12 protein-coding genes are annotated in these 17,952 nt (G+C 56.8%); 4 read left to right on the top strand and 8 right to left on the bottom strand.

Going from position 1 to position 17,952, the window contains the following annotated elements; all coding sequences use genetic code 11:
- Window positions 1-542: 542 nt before the first annotated feature.
- Complete coding sequence (locus tag RSSM_RS00390) at window positions 543-1,133, bottom strand: hypothetical protein (RefSeq protein ID WP_044300352.1); 591 nt, start codon at window positions 1,131-1,133, stop codon at window positions 543-545.
- A gap of 81 nt (window positions 1,134-1,214) precedes the next feature.
- A complete protein-coding gene (locus RSSM_RS34375; protein WP_236620849.1) occupies window positions 1,215-1,475 on the bottom strand; it encodes a Flp family type IVb pilin in 261 nt (86 codons plus the stop codon).
- 267 nt (window positions 1,476-1,742) lie between these two features.
- Here RSSM_RS34375 and RSSM_RS00380 point away from each other — a divergent pair, with 267 nt between their 5' ends.
- The 3 genes from RSSM_RS00380 (at window position 1,743) to RSSM_RS00370 (ending at window position 5,722) form a co-directional block, all read left to right on the top strand.
- The gene (locus RSSM_RS00380; protein ID WP_008673163.1) at window positions 1,743-2,849 is read left to right on the top strand and encodes a prenyltransferase/squalene oxidase repeat-containing protein; all 1,107 of its coding nucleotides are present in this window, start codon (window positions 1,743-1,745) and stop codon (window positions 2,847-2,849) included.
- 183 nt (window positions 2,850-3,032) lie between these two features.
- On the top strand, window positions 3,033-3,971 hold the full coding sequence (locus RSSM_RS00375) for a TIGR03546 family protein (RefSeq protein WP_044300350.1): 939 nt from the start codon (window positions 3,033-3,035) through the stop codon (window positions 3,969-3,971).
- A complete protein-coding gene (locus RSSM_RS00370; protein WP_008673159.1) occupies window positions 3,968-5,722 on the top strand; it encodes a TIGR03545 family protein in 1,755 nt (584 codons plus the stop codon). The genes RSSM_RS00375 and RSSM_RS00370 overlap by 4 nt, the downstream gene beginning before the upstream one ends.
- 368 nt (window positions 5,723-6,090) lie before the next feature.
- Here the strand turns inward: RSSM_RS00370 and RSSM_RS00365 are convergent, their stop codons facing one another.
- From RSSM_RS00365 to RSSM_RS00340, 6 genes are all read right to left on the bottom strand, one after another.
- Entirely contained in the window at window positions 6,091-8,487 is a 2,397-nt protein-coding gene (locus RSSM_RS00365) for a glycoside hydrolase family 3 N-terminal domain-containing protein (protein WP_008673156.1), read from the bottom strand.
- 302 nt (window positions 8,488-8,789) lie between these two features.
- Entirely contained in the window at window positions 8,790-10,247 is a 1,458-nt protein-coding gene (locus RSSM_RS00360) for a TRAP transporter large permease (protein ID WP_008673154.1), read from the bottom strand.
- A complete protein-coding gene (locus RSSM_RS00355) occupies window positions 10,247-10,756 on the bottom strand; it encodes a TRAP transporter small permease (protein WP_008673152.1) in 510 nt (169 codons plus the stop codon). Before RSSM_RS00355 ends, RSSM_RS00360 begins: the two co-directional genes overlap by 1 nt.
- Window positions 10,757-11,086: 330 nt before the next feature.
- A complete protein-coding gene (locus RSSM_RS00350; protein WP_008673150.1) occupies window positions 11,087-12,103 on the bottom strand; it encodes a TRAP transporter substrate-binding protein in 1,017 nt (338 codons plus the stop codon).
- A 327-nt stretch (window positions 12,104-12,430) separates the two neighbouring features.
- A complete protein-coding gene (locus RSSM_RS00345) occupies window positions 12,431-13,477 on the bottom strand; it encodes a diacylglycerol/lipid kinase family protein (RefSeq protein ID WP_008673148.1) in 1,047 nt (348 codons plus the stop codon).
- Window positions 13,478-13,508: 31 nt separating this feature from the next.
- Window positions 13,509-14,969, bottom strand: coding sequence for a BBP7 family outer membrane beta-barrel protein (locus tag RSSM_RS00340; RefSeq protein WP_081613647.1), 1,461 nt, complete (start codon window positions 14,967-14,969; stop codon window positions 13,509-13,511).
- 384 nt (window positions 14,970-15,353) lie between these two features.
- Between RSSM_RS00340 and RSSM_RS00330 the strand changes: the two genes are divergently transcribed.
- Window positions 15,354-17,708 (top strand): right-handed parallel beta-helix repeat-containing protein, encoded by a 2,355-nt coding sequence (locus RSSM_RS00330; protein WP_008673144.1) that lies wholly within the window; start codon window positions 15,354-15,356, stop codon window positions 17,706-17,708.
- Window positions 17,709-17,952 lie beyond the last annotated feature (244 nt).

Here is a 17,952-nt window from a genome sequence, read left to right as displayed (position 1 = left end):
CCTCGTCCACTACCCGAAAATCAAGTTGACATGAATTACTAGCCGACGCCGAGCCTGACGGCGTCGGTTCTCATAATGTATCACGAAACCGAGTCACGATTGCTTCATGACGTGCCCTCCGACGCGGATGTTCGCCCTCAATTTCACGTCTGGTGCGTTGCAGACCGCAGATCCGAATCGACGGTACCGACGCGCATATCCCTCACGCGATTCAACATCGCTCGGTAAATACCGGCAGCCACCTCACGGTGAATGTCGCTGGCCCTGGCTTGGCAACATGGGCGGCGTGAAGAACGCTACCGGGAGAAATCGACTGTCCCCCTTCCACGAAGACACAGATTTCCATGGAGACCGATCGATGAGAAGGGGCGGTACCGAGAGAGCGACCTCAGCGGCTGGTTTTGCTCGGCCCCCAAACCCAGCCGCCGGGTCACGTTACCCCAACAATTCTTATTATCGGAGAAAACGTGACTCGCGTGGATACGGGGAAGCACTCAATCGAGTGCCTAAATTTCCAAAATTTCGGCGGGGATCGGCAACGATCAGCTCGGGACGACTGCGCCGGCCTTTTCCATGTTCACTTCATCCGCCAACTGCTCATCGACCAACTGCACGTCGGCATCGTCGTCCGCGCCGGCGGCTTCATCGGCAGAACTGGGTTCGGCGGGCGTCTCGGCTGGCTCGGCGGGTGCTTGGTTTTCTCGCAGGTACTCGTTCTCCTCCCGCAGGTCGAGAATGGTTTGCCGAAGCTCGTTGAATTCCGTTGCGAGCGAATCCCAATAGTCGTCGTTGCGGAACTTCAGCCCACGACCGTCCGCACCGCTGGCGATGGCACGCATCTCGCGCCGCATGCTGTAGATCGGTCCCGCGACACGATTGGTGATCCGCAACATGTCGTAAACCATCAACGGCCCGAGAACCAGGAATCCGGGGACCCAGTAGATCGCCTCATCGGTCAACGAGAGGAAGATCTCCGACATCAAGATGCCGGGGTGGTGCATGGCTTGCGTGAAGAACTGGATGACGGTGAAGTAGGTCATGCACGCGGCGCCATAGAGCACTGCGCGAAAGATTAGACTTACCTGGACATCCTGTTCGACCAGCAATTGCTGGCGAATCGGGCGTGAGGACATGAGGGATCTCGATAGCGGTTTGGGGGCACAAACGGCGACATCTTCAATCGGCACTCAACGAGAGTGTCGTGCGAGGGAACGCTATGCGTTACCGATCGCTTCTGCTGAATTCAAAAAGCTCTCTTCTGCTGCTTGCGTCATCAAGGCGACACCGACCATACAAGTGACTGCAATCATCGCGACCATGACGGCATATTCGACCGCGGTCGTGCCGTCCTCTTCACGGAGTAGATTGCGAACGCCTTGGGCGAACGAGGTGCAACGACCGCGTGCGGAAGATGCGGGTTCACATCCGCTCGATTCGAGTGCGTGGCGGTGCGAGGTTTTCATTACGGCAGACATGATCGCATCATGGGCGCAAAGGAAGAAATGTTTCATACGATGAGCAAATAATCTTTCTACTCGAGCAAACCCTAGGTCAGGTCCCACGATAGAAACGCCTGAACAGCAAACCGTCTTTGCTAGGTTTTCCGAATACTCGTTGTAAAATCCGTTTGGTCCGATTGCTCCGGTTGTATCACTCGCAACGAAACGCTCACTATGAAACCGAATCCTTTCCGCTATCCTTTCGCGACTCACTGACGCCCTCGGAAATTCTCCGAGCCCCCATTGATCGGACAACGTTCTCTGCGGCTGAAGGGCCCCAAACGAGACGATCGGGACAAACTCAGTCGCCTCTTCCGACCGATCACACGCCGGCGAATCCGATCATGCCTTTTCGGGTACAGTCTTCGTCGGACCAACCATCACGCCGAGAGCCTCGACAAATTCACGCCCATGAGCGGATACCTGAACGAATTGACGATGCGATTGGCGGTCGGTGCATCGCTGCTGCCCGCAGAACTGCGATCTCGGCATGCACAGTGGCTACGAAAACAACAACGTGACGACGGTGGTTTCGCCGGACGCGAAGGCGACAGCGATCCCTACTACACCGCGTTCGCTTTGCGAGCCCTTTGGATCCTCGGTGAACTCGACGAGACCATCGGGCAAGCGTCCGCTCGCTTTCTCCGCCAGCGAATGACGCGGCGAGACAGCGTCATCGACCTGATCTCGCTGATTTTCGCGTCGGCGATTGTCGAAATGGCGACCGGCGTCGTGGTCATCTCCGACGACGACGCGGATTGGCGTCACAACGTCGCCGCGACGCTTTCGACGCTGCGATGTGACGATGGCGGTTTTGCCAAAACCCCCGAAGGCCGCGCCGGCAGCACTTACCAGACGTTTCTAACGGTGCTATGCCATGAACTCATGGATGTCCCCGTTGCCGACACGGAGTCGATCGCCAGGTTCCTGGAATCTCAACAACACGAGGACGGCGGGTATTTGGAGATCCGGGTAGCAAAACGAGCAGGCGTGAACCCGACCGCCGCAGCCATCGGCACTCTGAAAACGCTGGGCTTTCTCGATACCGGTGCGGAGCAGGATACCGCCGAGTTTGTCGCCGACATGCAGGGCGATGAGGGCGGCTTCACGGCCAACACACGCATCCCGTTTGCAGACCTGCTGAGCAGTTTCACGGCGTTAACGACGCTGGTCGATCTCGATCAAACCGACCTGGTTTCCGTACCGCGAGTGCAACGCTACGCCGAATCGATGCAGGCACCCGAGGGCGGGTTCGTCGGTTTCACGCTGGATCAGGTCTCCGACGTGGAATACACATTCTATGGCCTCGGCACTCTTTCTCTTTGCGCTGCACTGACCGCCGATTCCTGAACGCACCGACGCGTTCGCGATGAACAAAAGACAACTTTTGCTCTGGCAGAATCGAATTCGGCGATTGTATTCAATGATCGTGCCGATGGTGCCGATTAATCCGGATAGCGCGTTGATGCAATCGGCGCGGCATTGATTGATCAATCAGTCTGCGAAGCGTTCTACCGCAAGAGGCGGCATGCCATGATACTTTGGACCATAAAACTCATAAACAGCCTGCGCAAGGCGATTGCGGGACGGAAACATCCGTCGCAATTGGCCTGGGGCGTCGCATTTGGCGTGTTGTTAGGACTCATACCGCACGGCAACCTACTCGCCGTCGCGTTGGTGATGCTCGTCCTCACACTCCGCGTCAATCACGCGATGGTCGCGCTCGTCGGCATCGCCATCACGATGGTCGCGCCACGGATCGACCCCACGTTCGATTCCGTCGGCCGATGGCTCTTTGAATATCCGACGATCGCGGAAAACCTGGCGATCGCGTGGCAGTATCCGCTGATGCCGTGGACCGACCTGAACAACACCGTCGTCGCGGGTAGCTTCGCGATCGGATTGGCCGCGTTGGTACCGTTGTTCCTCATCACCTACCCCATCTTTCGAGCCTGGGCTCCGCTCGAGGATGAACTCGAGGAAGGTGTCTCGCTGCAGCGAATCAAACCGCGCGAAGATCAATCACGCATTCATGACGAAGAAGCCAGCGTCGCACGATTGGATGCTGCTCACGTCAAAACAACACGTCCTCACGTGAAACCATCGCGGCCGGTGGCACCACAGTCACCTCAACCGTCGGCGCCAACCACCGTCCAACCCCACACCGCGACTTCCGGACGCGTCTACGACGTCCGCCGAATCGACGAGGGTACACCTACCGACTCAGTGACTAAACCGGCTGAGCCCGCAACTCCCGCTCGCGAAACACGAGTCGCTATCGCTGCGTCAACCACGCCTGCGAAGAAGACCAAAGGCGAGTCCGGCACGGACACCTCAAACACACCTTCCAACACGACTTCTCCGGCCGCCGATCCGAAAGGTTCGGATGTCGATGACCAACAAAAGATTGACGAAGCGTTGAGTTATTTGCTTCGCCAATTGCGTGATTCCCAAGACAAGGATGCGGCATGATTCGTTGGCGTTTTTTATTGACACGAGTAATTATCGTTGTCGCAATTCTGATGATCCTCGCGTTGGGCCTCGGCCCGATGGCGACGTACATCACCGTGGCCGGGCTGGAAAGTTCCACCGGCGCACGTGCGGAAATCGGTTCGGCGAAAGTCGGCCTGTTTCCTCCGTCGATCCACTATGCCAACGTGCATGTGGCCGACCCGCGTGACGGCAAAGAGTTCCGCGACGCGTTCGTCGCCGACTCGGTCGACTTGGTCGTCGACGGTGACGCGTTCCTGCGTCGTCGCTGGGTCGTCCGCCAAGCTCGCATCGCGGGTTTGCAAATCGGTACGCAGCGTGACAACTCCGGGCATTACGAAGACGAAGTCGACGTGACTCCGGACGACAACAGTCCGTCGATGATCAGCAAGATGCTCTCGCAGTTCACAAACGGTCTAACCGACCGGGCGGAAGAGATCGGCGAGAACCTCGAAACGGTTCGCACCGGTGAAGAGATTCGCAATCGCTGGGAAGACGAGTACGCATACTTGTTGCAACAAGCTCGCGATCTCGAACAACGCGTCAAAACAATCCGCGACGCAGCCAAAGGAATCGACAACCCGCTCCGTGACTGGCCGGAACTGGAACGAACACTCGCCGAAGCACGCACGGCTCGTGAAGAACTGCTCGAAGTTCGAGCCAAGATCGATGCGTTGCCTGCCGAGATGCAAGCCGACCTGCGTCGTCTCGAACAGGCTCGCCAAGCTGACCTCGCGAAGGTCGACGCCTACGTGCCCGGCGACCTCAGCGAATCGAAAAACTTCGGCGTGGATTTGATCTCCGCTGAAATTCGTCGTTCGCTCACGCAGCTCCAAGGCTACCTCGACAACGGCCGTACGCTCGCCAACTACACCGTCGTCGCACCGGACACCGAACGCGTCCGCGGCGAAGATTTCGACTTCCTCGGTTCACGTCGTAAACCTGAAATGCTCATTCGTGAGTGCCAGGTGGACGGACTGATGCGAGCCGACGGCAAGACCTACGCCCTGACCGGTGTGGTCGAGAACATGACCCCGCAACCCGAATTGCTCGCCGACCCGACGCGTGCCCGCTTGTTGCTAGAAGGCCCCGAAACCGTTCAGGTCGATTATGTACGCGACCGCCGCCAAGGCGATTCGATCGATCGACTCACCTTACACTGGCCACAAATGCGAGTCGATCCGGTTCGCCTCGGTGATGGCAGTGACGTTGCCGTTGCGATCAGTGGCGGCCAACGCGAAGTTTGGGTTCAACTCAACAGCCAAGGCGAAGACGTAGAAGGTCGTTTGGTCAGCAAACAAATCGGCGTCAACATGCACCTCGCCGTGGACGGCGATGCGGCAAACTCGGCTGCGATTCTTTCGATGAATCAATCACTCGCCGATATCAACACGATCGAAGTGGATGCAACCTTCCGCGGCGATTGGCGTGACCTCGACCTTGATCTGAACACCAACCTCGGCAACGCGTTCAGCGACGCCGCTCGGGGTGCGATCGCCAAGCAACTCGAAGTCAGCAAAGCCAAACTGGCCGCCAAGGTTGAGTCGGTTCACCGCGAGCAAATGCTCAGCATGCGGGAATGGATGTCGAAGCAACAAACCGAGGCTCAAACCCTGCTCGCATCGGCTGACCGGTCGATCGAGGAAATGAGCCAGAAGGTGCTTTCGGAAGTCAACGATGCCGACAGCTACCTCGGCAAACTCCGAACCGCATTCGGCAAGAGCCTGCGTTAGAAGCGCGAGCCGAAAGCTCCGATAGAAAACAAAGAGCCGGTGCACGCGAAAACGTGAACCGGCTCTTTTCGTTTGACCACCCATGCAACTTCGCACGAAGAACACCCGTCGTGCCGTCGCCGACCCAAGTCCGGCTCAATTTTAGGGTAGTGAAAATCGCCGAGAGTTTCGGGAGGGCAAATGAATCGCCAAAAATCTCGGCGACGATTGCCACAGCACCTTTCACGGCTAGGTCGTAAAGGATCTTGTTAAAGATCCTCGTGCATCAGGACCTTTAACAAGATCCACTACCCGAAAACGGAGCTGATACAACCGACGAGGACATCTCCAAGAACCAAGTATCCGAAATCGCCAGACTTCGTAGCGTGCTAAGGCGTGATTTCGATCTCGTCTCTCAGACGAACGCCGTCATCGCCCGAACAGTCACTCACCATCACCTCAAAACGCCCCGGTTCGACCACCCACTCATTGTCACGATTGAGCATCTTGAGGTCACGCTTAGGCGTCAACGTGAAGCTGACCGTTTTGCTTTCGCCGGCCGACAATCCCACGCGTTCGAAACCACGCAAGACTTGCTCATACGGTGCTACCGAGGCAACAACGTCTTTGACATAGAGCTGCACGACAGCGTCCCCGTCACGGTCGCCCGTGTTAGTCACCTTGCACGTCACCTTGATTTCAGTGTCCGCGTTGGCCTTCGATGGCGAGATCTCCAGATCGCTGTACTCGAACGTCGTGTAGCTGAGTCCGTATCCGAAGTAGTAAAGCGGCCCGAGCACTCGGGTCGTTCCCCATCCGTTGGGATCGTGACGAGCTTCCTGTTTCGACCACGCGCCATTGCGGTGCGGAACCGCCAACGGGATCTGGCCGACAGTCTTCGGAAACGTGATCGGCAACTTGCCACCGGGGTTGTTTTCGCCGAAGAGAGTTTCGGCGACTGCCTGTCCAATTTTCTCGCCCCCGTGCCAGGAAACCAAGATTCCGTTGGCATGCTCTTGAATCCAGTTCACCGTCGCGGCCCGTCCGATCATCAGGACAACCACAACCGGCTTGCCGGTTTTGACCATCTCTTGGACGAGCAAGTCCTGATGCCCGGGCAAATTCAAATCGGTCCGCGAGCGAGACTCGCCCACGGTGTCGTCGTTGTCGCCCATCACACAAACAATCACGTCCGCTTGTTCGGCCGCCGCGATCGCTTCGTCGAGTTTTACCTGCTCTTGCTTGTTGGGCGGCTGAGGCAGAATGCCCGAACCAGGAAACGTCTCGTCGTAGTAGGCAACGCCTTCGGAGTGAATCACCTTGGCTTCGTCACCCACGAAACGCTTGATTCCTTGCAGAGGCGTCGTCACGTCGGACGTCCCCGGCCCGTAACGACTGATCATCGGAGACGCATCGTCAGCCGCAGGGCCAGTCACGAGCAGCGTTCCGCACTCATCGAGACTCAGCGGCAGGACCCCATCGTTCTTTAGCAGCACCATTGCCTCGCGAGCGGCACGCAGCGTCGTCGCTTCGTTCGCTTCGGTGTGGATTTTTCCTGGTGCCGCGTCGGGATCGACAAAAGGTTCATCGAACAGTCCGAGTTCAAACTTCACGCGCAGAACATCCGCGACGCGGGAGTTGATCGTCTCTTCGCTGATCCGACCGTCCGCGACGACCTTACGCAGTGGGATGACAAAGTCTTCTGCTTTCTTGAAATTCGTCCGAACGTTCAGCCCCGCGTTCACGGCCTGAGCAATCGCCTCTTCGAAATCGCTCGCCACTTCGTGCTGAGCATGCAGCCGCGAAACCGCGCCGCTGTCCGAAACCACATAACCTCGAAACCCATACGTGTCCCGCAGCAGCTCGGTCAGGAAGTACCCACTGCCCGTGACCGGCACGCCGTCGTAGGTGTTGTACGAACTCATTGCACCTTTCGGGTTCGCTTCCGTAAACACCTTCTCGAAAGGATGCAGCAAGATCTCGTGCATGTCACGAAACGGAACTTGCGGATCGGTCCGTGCACGTCCGTCACGGCCACCGTGGGGCGTGCTGTAGGCGGCAAAGTGCTTCACGGTCGACGCAACACCTTGCGACTGCAGACCGAGCGTTTGCTGCTTTCCGAGTTCACCGACGAGATAAGGGGACTCGCCATAACACTCGATCGTTCGTCCCCAACGCGGGTCACGGACCACATCGAGAATCGGCGAATAGATGTTCGTGTAACCAAGAGCCTTCGCCTCCGAACCGGTAATCTCACCGATCTGCCTTACGAGATCGCGGTCCCATGTCGCGCCGATGCCGAGTTGGCTTGGGAAGTTGCTCGCGAGGGTATGGCACAGACCACGAATTCCCTCGTTAGTGAAGTCGACCGGAATGCCCAACCGGGTTTCCTCGATAAACCATCGCTGGATCAGGTTCAGCAAATCAGCGTGCTCGGAATGGCCCGTCATGTCCATCACTTCGCGAACACCGTTTGCGTGTTCATCGATGTTGCCGATGCCGTCTTTCCACACCCGGTTCTTCCAATCTTCGGTCGGGTGCGTTGTCTTCAAGACGCGTTTGTGACCATAGATGGTTCCCATCTGAGCGGTCTTTTCATCCATGTTCATCCGGCCGATCAGGTCGGCAACCCGTTCGTCGACGGACAGTTCCGGGTTCTCATACGGATCCATCTCGCCGTTCTTGTTCCGATCGATCCATCCGTCGCGGTAGATTTCTTCAGCCGACAGAATGCCGCACAGCAACAGCACGCTCGCGATGGCGAGAGGCCACTTCAGGTTGTACATCGTAGGTTCTTTTTCAAAGGAATGGGTTGAGGGACAGTGACACAAAAGCGAACAGTTTCCGGGCGAAACCGGTTGTTAAACAGGTAGGAAAACCATCAAAAAACCTTCGTAAGTTGATCAACGACGGACGTTAGAGCGTTTTGCAATTTGACGTATCCAATCCCCGTCGCTGAACCGGCCCGAACTAACGCCACCGAAGTCTGCCGACAGCGGCTACATTGTCTCAGAAAGAGTTCTCATCCCCGGTCGTATCGTATTCGCCGCGGCGAATGCCGATCGGCTGATCAGTTTTCAAATGGGTTCTATTTCTGCTCGTTCATAAAGAACGCCTTTTCGACTTCAATCGCTTTGAGTTGTTTGGTTTGAACGGGTAACCACAGCGACACCGATGGCGTGTACGTGATCACCATGAGCGCCACAATCATCGCACCGAAAAACGGCAGCAGCGTCGGTGTGGCTTTCGCGATCGTGGTCTTCCCGACTCCGCATCCGATGAACAAACACGTCCCCACCGGCGGCGTGCAAAGTCCGATGCACAGGTTGGCGATCATCATGATTCCAAAATGAACCGGATGCATCCCGAGCGTCGTAACCACGGGCAAAAAGATCGGCGTGAAAATCAACACGGCCGGGGTCATGTCCATGAACGTCCCGACCAAGATCAACAGCAGGTTGATCATCAAAAGGATCACCAACGGGTTGTCCGACATGTCGAGCAACGCGGCGCTGACGGTTTGTGGGATGTTCGCCATCGTCATGATCCAACTCATGCCCGAACTCGCCCCAATCAGCAGCATCACCACCGCCGTCGTGATCCCCGACTCGAGCAGAATGTCCGGCAGCTCGCCGATCTTGATCTCACGATAGACCAGCACCGACAAAATGAATGAGTAAACGACCGCGATCGCGGCGGCCTCGGTCGCGGTAAACACCCCACCGAGAATCCCACCGATAACGATAAAGATCAGCAGCAACGTGAAAAAGGCACGCCGGAAAGTTGTAAAGCAGGCTAAGCAAACGACCGCGAGCAGACTGACGATCGCCAATGACACAACTAGGCTGATTTGCGGGGCCGCGATCGCGGTGGCTAGCATTCCGGCAATCACCAACGTCGCAACAATCGGTTTCCATTTTGCCATCTCGACGACTTCGCCGCGGTAACCCGAGAACACCGAGATCACACCGGCAACCAACATGATGCAGAGCCCGGACAGAACCCCGGGCAAAACACCGGCCATGAACATCGCGGCGATCGATACCGAACCGGCGGCGACCGAATAGACGATCATGATGTTGCTCGGCGGAATCATCAGACCGGTCGTGGCCGCGGTGGTCGTCACGGCGACGTTGAACTCTCGCGAATAGCCTTTCCGGTTCATCTCCGGAATCATGAACCCGCCTACCGAGGAAACCGCTGCGGCAGCCGATCCGGAGATCGAACCGAACAACATGCACGTCAGCGTATTGACGTATCCGAGTCCACCCGGCAAACGCCCCACCAACGTGGACGCAAAGTCGATCAAACGCCTCGCCAAACCGCCTTTGCCCATCAAGTGACCGGACAAGATGAAGAACGGAATCGCCAGAAGAGCGAAACTGTTCACACCGCTGACCATGCGCGATGCCAGCACCACAGACGGATCGGAACCCTCGGCGAGAATCGCAACGAAGCTCGCCAACGCGATCGCAACCGCGATCGGAACATTAAGAACGAGCATCACGCCAAAGGTGACAACCAGGATTATTGCAACGCTTCCCATCAATCCGCCTTCTGTGGTGCTTCGTCGTCGCCGCTGAACGTCTCGATTAAATGAGCGATCGTAAACAATGCCATGAAACAGCCCGCGATCGGGATGACCAAATAAACGTGCCCCATCTTCCACCCCAGGGCGGGAGTGGTTTGATCGAGCACGAGTGCGTCATAGACGACTCTCGCTCCTCCGATGACAAAAATCGTGATTGCGAAGAACAACACAACGAAATGAGTAAAGATGCGAAGACTCTTACGGACGCCCGTTTCGAACTTGCCGACAAAGTAGTCCACACCGAGGTGGCTCTTCGTATCGAACGCGACCGCGCCGCCCAGCAACGCGACCCAGATCAAAAGAAAGCGAGCGAGCTCTTCCGTCCAACTCGCTTGCTCACCGCCGATGTATCGCGTCATCACACCCCAAACCACATCGAGAACCAACAACGCCATCGCAGCGATCAACAGCCACTGCAGAACTTTGGTGAGGCCCTGGACGATTCTCTTGATGTGTTGATGCATTCGGTTTTGAGATGGGGAACGTGTCGAGCCGGTCGGGCTCACGAGTGCATTCTTCGCACTCCGTTTTCAGATTATGTAAGTTTGCGAGGGACTTCGATCACGGGACTTTGTGTTAGAACCAAAGCGTTAGAATCAATTCGATGCTCTCGATAGAAAAATTTAGCCGGCGGGCGTTTATCTCGATCGTCTCCAGGAAACCAATGTCAAGGAAACCAATGCCAAGGAAACCAATGCCAAGGAAACCAATGCCAAGGAAACCAATGCCGAGGAAATTACTGCCGAGGAAATTACGGCCAACGCCGAACGGCAGCCAAGGTCTTATGTCGATTCTTAGTTCACTTCACGGATTCGTTCGAGCCATGATTGGATTTCGGGATTTTCAACGCTGTCTAACATTGGCTGTACCTTTTTCGCAAACGCCGCAATGTCCACGTCATAGACCGTGACGCCTTCGTCTTTGGCTTTTTGTAAGGCGGCGATCGTTTCTTTCTGCCACAACTCGCGTTGAAACTCAGCCGATTCACTCGCGGCGGCCTGCAGCCATTCTTGTTGCTGCGCCGAAAGAGACTGCCACACCGGTAGGCTCATCAACAACATGTCAGGGATTCGCGAGTGACCGTCGAGCGAGAAATGTTTGCAGACTTCGTAGTGTTTGTTTGTCGAAAAACTCGGTAGATTGTTTTCGGCGCCGTCGACGGTGCCTTGGGCCAACGCCGAGTACAGTTCGCCCCATGCGATCGGCGTCGGTGCACCGCCCATCGCCTTGACCATCTCGATCGCCGTGAAGCTGTTCATCACCCGAATCTTTTTACCTTGCAGGTCTTCAGGGCTGCGGATGGGAGTTTTCTTCGTATAGAAATTTCGGCTTCCCGCATCGTAATAACAAAGCCCTCGGAGCAGCTTACCCTCGCCCTTGCGGAGCAATTCCTCACCGAGCGGTCCTTCGAGCACGTCCCAATAATGAGCTTCGTCACGGAATACATAAGGCAGACTAAAAACAGCCATCGAGGGAATGAAGTTTTCCAACGCCGCGGCGGAGGTTTTAGTCATCGCCAGGGAACCGTTTTGCAATTGTTCAATGCATTCGGTTTCGGCGCCTAACACGGCACTGGGGTAGATATCGATTGTCATCGATCCACCAGAGAGTTCCTCGAGACGCGTCTTCATATCCTCCATCGCCAAGTGGACCGGATGGTTGGTGTCCAGACCATGGGCGAGCTTGAGCACCATGGCAGACGAATTGGCATCACCGGGCGAACCGAATCGCAGGAACCCGGCGAACCCGACGGTCGCGACCAGAATTCCGATCAGCAATCCGGCGACAAAACTCGACCACGCTTTTGACATGACTCAACAATCGCGTTTCTAAACAACGAAGCAATACTTTTCTAACGGCTGACGCCGCATCTTGTAGTCTATGCGCTTCTGCGTCAAGTATTGGGCGCATTCTGCATGGTCGGTGCGACAAACTGGCAGGCAGGCTGAGTTCGCCAAAATGCGTCGCAGAGAGCGCGGCGAAGAATTCTCCCTAGGAGCATCACGAAGAAAGCCACTAAGAATGCGATGAAAAGAACGGCGGAGAATTGCCCTCAGAGATGTCGCCACATGAAAGATCGAGCTCAGAAAGATCGCCTCAGAGAGATCGAGCTCAGAACGAGCAACCGACGTGGCGTCTTACGCCGTTTTCGGCCGCAACAGCGTCACGCGACTCGGCAAGACCTCGATCTGCACCGGAAGACGGCCGGCGTAGTCACCGTCGACCTGATAGGGCACCCGCGACGGCGCCGACCACGTGACCTGACGGACGCGCCGCCGGGTGACGTCACGGTGCAAAAGGTGCCACCCAAGCTTTATTCGGGTCAGATAATGCAAACCGTTCCATAGATAACCGCGACGCATCGCGATCAGATCGAGCAACCCGTCGTTGGGCGACGCGTCCGGTTCGATTCCTAAACCGCCGGCGTAACGAGGGATGTTGAACGCCATCATCCAACATGCGTCCACCGTGGTCTCAATATCGCCCGATGTCGCTGCAATCGGCTGGTCACCAAGGCCATCGCTTTCGCCACTATCACCCCGGCCGCCGCATGTTTCGCGCTCGCTATCGCTGGACCGGTCCGCCGCGTCCCCGACCATGCGTTCCACCGAACGGATGACTGGATACGAGTACCGTGAGATCGCACGCAGAATCGGCTTCGCGTAACTCCACCGTCGAATGTGCCCGCGACGGGTGAGGTGCATGCCGCGAACGACCTCGGCATCCATCCCTGCCGTCACCATGACCAAGAACAATCGCCCGTTGGCGAGCCCCGCGTCCATTCGAAATCGCTCGCCATGCAGGATCGTCTCCGCGACGTCGACGGCCATCGGAGAGAAACCCCAATGACGGGCGAGCAAGTTTTCGGTCCCCATTGGCATCGGGACGATCGCGAAATCTTGAGGCAGGTTCTGCGCGACCAACGCGATCGTGCCATCACCGCCTGCGGCGACCACTGCAAAGTGATCGGGTGTGACCTCGGGATCGTCAACGCGTTTCTGCAACGCCTCGATGCTGTGCGTGACGTGGCAATCGACGTCGTTCTCGCGCAGCAGGCTCACCAATCGATCGATTTGATTTCGCCCCGCGCCGCTGCCGGCCTTCGGGGATGCAGCGATCCAAACCTCGCGGATTTTGCAATCGGAGCGTTGGAGATCAGGTGATCGTTTGCTTGAGGTCGACACGGGCTCGGTGGGGTCTGAGGAGCCACGGGCCTCAGAACTGAAGTTGCAGTCCGAGGCTGAGGCCTTGAGCGTAGTAGTCACTTTCAACGAACCTGAATTCAGGACGCTGTGATCCAGTCAGTGGCGTGACCGGCGGGGCCAACAGATCTGGATTAACGTCAGTATCGATCTGGTCACCAGGACGAACAACCGCCGGTAGGTACACCAGCGTATAACCCGCCGTCGCGTGCATCCAATCAAAAATACGAACACCGAGAGTCAGTCCGATCTCTGGGATCAACGTCAACTCATCGCGTTCGTAGGTACCCGAATTGTATTGCTGGGCGAGTAGACCGCCCGGGTAGTTTTCCGTCAAACCGAATTCGGTGATCGCGGTTTGTCCATTAATGTAAACCTTTTGCGTGTTCTGCCCGACCGCGACACGCAGCAGCGACTCGAGCCAAACCCGTTTCAGGTTCGCTTGGTACGCGACACCCAACTGCAACCCGTTGAATTCATTCCGGGTCGAAAACCGATCGCTCAATTCAACCGTTCCGGGTGCGGCCACATCGAGCGATTCGAGCGTTTCGGAAAACGAGAGCCCTTCTTCCAGTCGAACGTGCCGGTAGCCGACGATCCAGTCGACACGATCCGTATTCCGGCAAGCGACACAATTCCCGCCGCAGGTAGGACACAACGAGGCTCGTCCCGCGATTAAAAACGAACGCAGGTCCGAGTCCGATCGGATCGCGAGACTGCCGTCAACCAACCCCGGGTAGTCGATCAACTGCGACGTCTGTTGGTCGGCGTTGGTGTCATAAAAAGGACGAGCGAGAATCTCACGACCGGTGCCGCCGGAAAATCCGTCGTCTTGCTCAGCAAGCGAGAAGTACTCCGACTCGATGCCAAACGCCGCGGTCGGTGTCAGGTAGAAACCGCCTTTGATCCGCAACCCTGGAGTCGAACCGTCATTGATCTTCCCGCCGCCAAAGAGAACTGTCGTGTTATCGAACCCGAGCACGCCAGCTTCCGCTTGCGCCGTTCCGTCAGGACTGGTCGTCGCTAACGCCGGGGTTTGCATCCCCTCAGTCCACCAGTGCAAATACTCGCCACGAATCCATAGACGATTGGCCGGCTCCACACCGAGCAAAGTCCCTACCGCGGGAATGCCGGTGTACGAATTCGTGCTCCCCGCCGTCAGCCACGTCGGAGGCGATGTGAAAATGTTCGTCGTCGGGAAACCGTAAGACGATCCCGAAGGTGCATAGCCAGTGGTCGCGTACGGATCGACGTCCGATTGAGCAAACGCCGTGTTTGGCGTCCCGCAAAAGCAAAGGCAAGCCGCAATGGCCAAACTACCGTGAACAACGGAACAGGCGACGGAACGATAGATGGATTGTGGTTGAAGCACCGGCACGTATCTTTCGAGTGGTTCTGGCAAAAATCGCTCAAGATTCTCGCTACTGCTGCCGCAGCATTCGTTTTTTAAGCCTCCGGTGTCAAGATCAGTCATGCCGCGGAACGGAGACAACACCCCGCAGCCCAGCGTGACACGATTACGAGCGATCTCAGCGAAACCTTCGCCGACGCTAGCCGACGAGGTTGTGTCTTCGATGGATTCTCACCCCTTTCTTCCCCAACTCGCCAACAACGAAACAGATCCCACCCAAAGCAAACGTCGCATTGCTCATTCCGCAACTCTGCTTAGGATGATGTCCTTGTTTTGTGCCAATCCGCGATCGACACGCGCAATTCCCGCACACGACCATGCGGTATCACGAAAGCGATATCGTCCCCACCTCAGCCCCGCCCGTATTCCCTCCCTCATTGCGTGCCCGGCAGCGTCCTACCAAGACGCTCGATCGCTCGCATCCCTCCGTCCCAACTGAGAGCCCAGATGACTGATAGGTTGCTCTACTTTCGTCGCCTGTTTCTTTTGGCATGTTTCATTGCGATTGGATCCAGCGCGTCAAATTTGATCGATTCAGCGAACACAGGCCAAGCCGCTGCCGCTGAAATCTATATGAGCCCGGACGGTGACGACCAAAACGCGGGAACCAAGAACGCGCCGCTAAAATCACTCGCCGCTGCCGCCGACGCGGTGCTCGCCTGCCAACCCGGCCCCGGGCAACAGCCGATCACGGTATGGATTTCCGGGGGACGCTACGCCACGACCGACACAGTCACATTTGACAAACGGTTCGCCGGGACACGTGAAAACCCGATTACCTTTCGCGCCGTCGAAGGTGAAGTTCCAGTGTTCGATTCCGGAATCAGCGTATCACTCGAGAACGCCAGTCCCGCCGAGTCGCCCGACGTGATCGCGCTACTGCCCGCCTCGCAATCCAACCAGGTTTTCTCGCAACCGATTTCCAGCAATGCACTTCGCAGCGCACTCCGAGCGGACTCGGCAAGTTGCAGTGTCGATGGTCATTTCATGAAACGGGCTCGTTATCCGAATGTTGGTTTTGGTTACGTCGACAAAATTATCGACAAGGGAGCCGAATATGCTCACGGACGCACTCCGGGGAATCCGCCCAAATGGTCGATTGACGATCCGATCGGCGGACGGTTCACGGTTCGAAACAAAGACGTCTCCGCATGGCAACGCGAATTGCAAAACGGTGGCGAGGCGAAAGTTTCCGGATACCTGGCATACGATTGGTACCGCGAGACGCATCCGGTCGCGTCGGTGGAGAACGGTCAAGTCCGACTCGCCGACTACGCCCGCTACGGTGTGATCAATAAATCGAAGGTGCCCCGCCGGTTCATCATCAGCAATCTATTGTGCGAACTCGATGCCCCCGGTGAGTTCTTTTTCGACGAGCGAGAAAGCGTCTTCTATTTCATCCCGGGTAAAGAACTGCACGCGGGCTCCATCCTGAGCGTACACGGTGGACCGGGCCCATTCCGAGTCGATGGTGCCGCGTTCGTTGCCATCGAAAACATTGTCGTCGAAGGAGTCGGTAAGGGATCGGCGGCGGTTGAGATCGCGTCGGGCACCAATGTTGTGCTCGCCGGTTGTACGATCCGCAACTCGTCACGACCGGGCGTTGTGATCAACGGAGGCGAACGTTGTGGTTTGCGTTCGTGCGATATCTATGACGTGGTCAATCACCTGACGCTCGGTGGCGGGGATGTACGAAAACTCAAGCCGGGGAAGAACTTCGCGATCAATTGCCACTTCACTCAGGTCAACGCGAGCGATTATTACGGCGCGGTGCGGTTGCGAGGTGTTGGCAATGTTTTCCGCCACAACCTCTTGCACAACGCCCCCGGGCAACTGATGACGTTTGGCGATTGCGACCAACTGATCGAACGCAACGAGTTTTTCAACATCGGTTACGAGGAAGGCGACGGTGGCGCGATCTATTCTGGTGCGGCAATGTGGAGTTGGGGAAACGTCATCCGGCACAACTTCATCCATCACTTGATGTGCATCCCGCAATTGCATCCGCGAGGCGGGATCTATCCGGACGATTTGGACCAAGGTGAAACGATCGAGGAAAACGTCTTCTACAAAGCCGCTCATCGCGCCGTGTTGATCAACGGTGGTGCCGGGCATCACGTCAACCGAAACCTGTTCCTCGAAGGCTATATCGGGATCTACAACACGCAAACGGCCGCCAAAGTTCTCTACAAGAAGATGTCGCAGTTCGAATCGGGCAAACTCAAACGCGGCGACAAAGCGGACTATTTGTACCGGCTCGAGAAAGCGATCGGGCCGGAGGGATGGAACAACGAACCGTGGGCGAGCCGCTTCCCGCTGTTCCGAAAGATCATGAACCAAGAAGAGATGCGGTACTACCCGATCGAATGCGAGTTCGTGGGCAACCGATTCGCAAACAACTTCCGCAACATTGAGTACCGCGTTGCCGGAGGCGAGAAAGGCGTGAAGGACGTTGACGACGTTTCTTTCATTCGGTCGGCAGACAACCGCGAAATCAGCATGAAATTGTTTCGTGACCCCAATTCGCTCGACTTCCGATACGTCGAGGGAATACGCACCGCCCGCCTGCCGTCGATCCCGTTCGAACAAATCGGCTTGATCCGCGACCCGCAGTATCGACCGACCGTCCCCAACAAAAAGAAATATCGCGTCGCGGTGAAACAACACTTCGCCGACAGAGCGTCCTACGATCCTAAGGCCGTTTACGATCCCAAGACCATCAATGACCAGTTGTATTTCAACACCGGGAAACTCTTGTCCGATCTAGGCGGATTGATTCATACGAAGTCGTCGGATGATTGAAAAGGATCGGAGACCAAATCAGCCGATCGGCGTTAGCCGCGGTTGCAGCGTGAAAACCGGTGCTAACGCACGTCGGTTGATTCTGGCGTGACGTTGTTGCGGGCGATTGGTAGGCCGGACCTAGCGAAGCGACGTTCCGGCATTCCAAGCGACTGCCGGATACGCGTCGCAGAGCCTCCTTCATCCGGCCTACTCGGAAATCTATTAGCCGATCGGCGTTAGCCGCGGTTGTTGCGCGATAACC

It is taken from the genome of Aporhodopirellula sallentina SM41 (genome assembly GCF_000346505.1).
GTDB lineage: Bacteria > Planctomycetota > Planctomycetia > Pirellulales > Pirellulaceae > Rhodopirellula > Rhodopirellula sallentina.
This window is presented reverse-complemented; position numbering and strand designations above follow the sequence as displayed.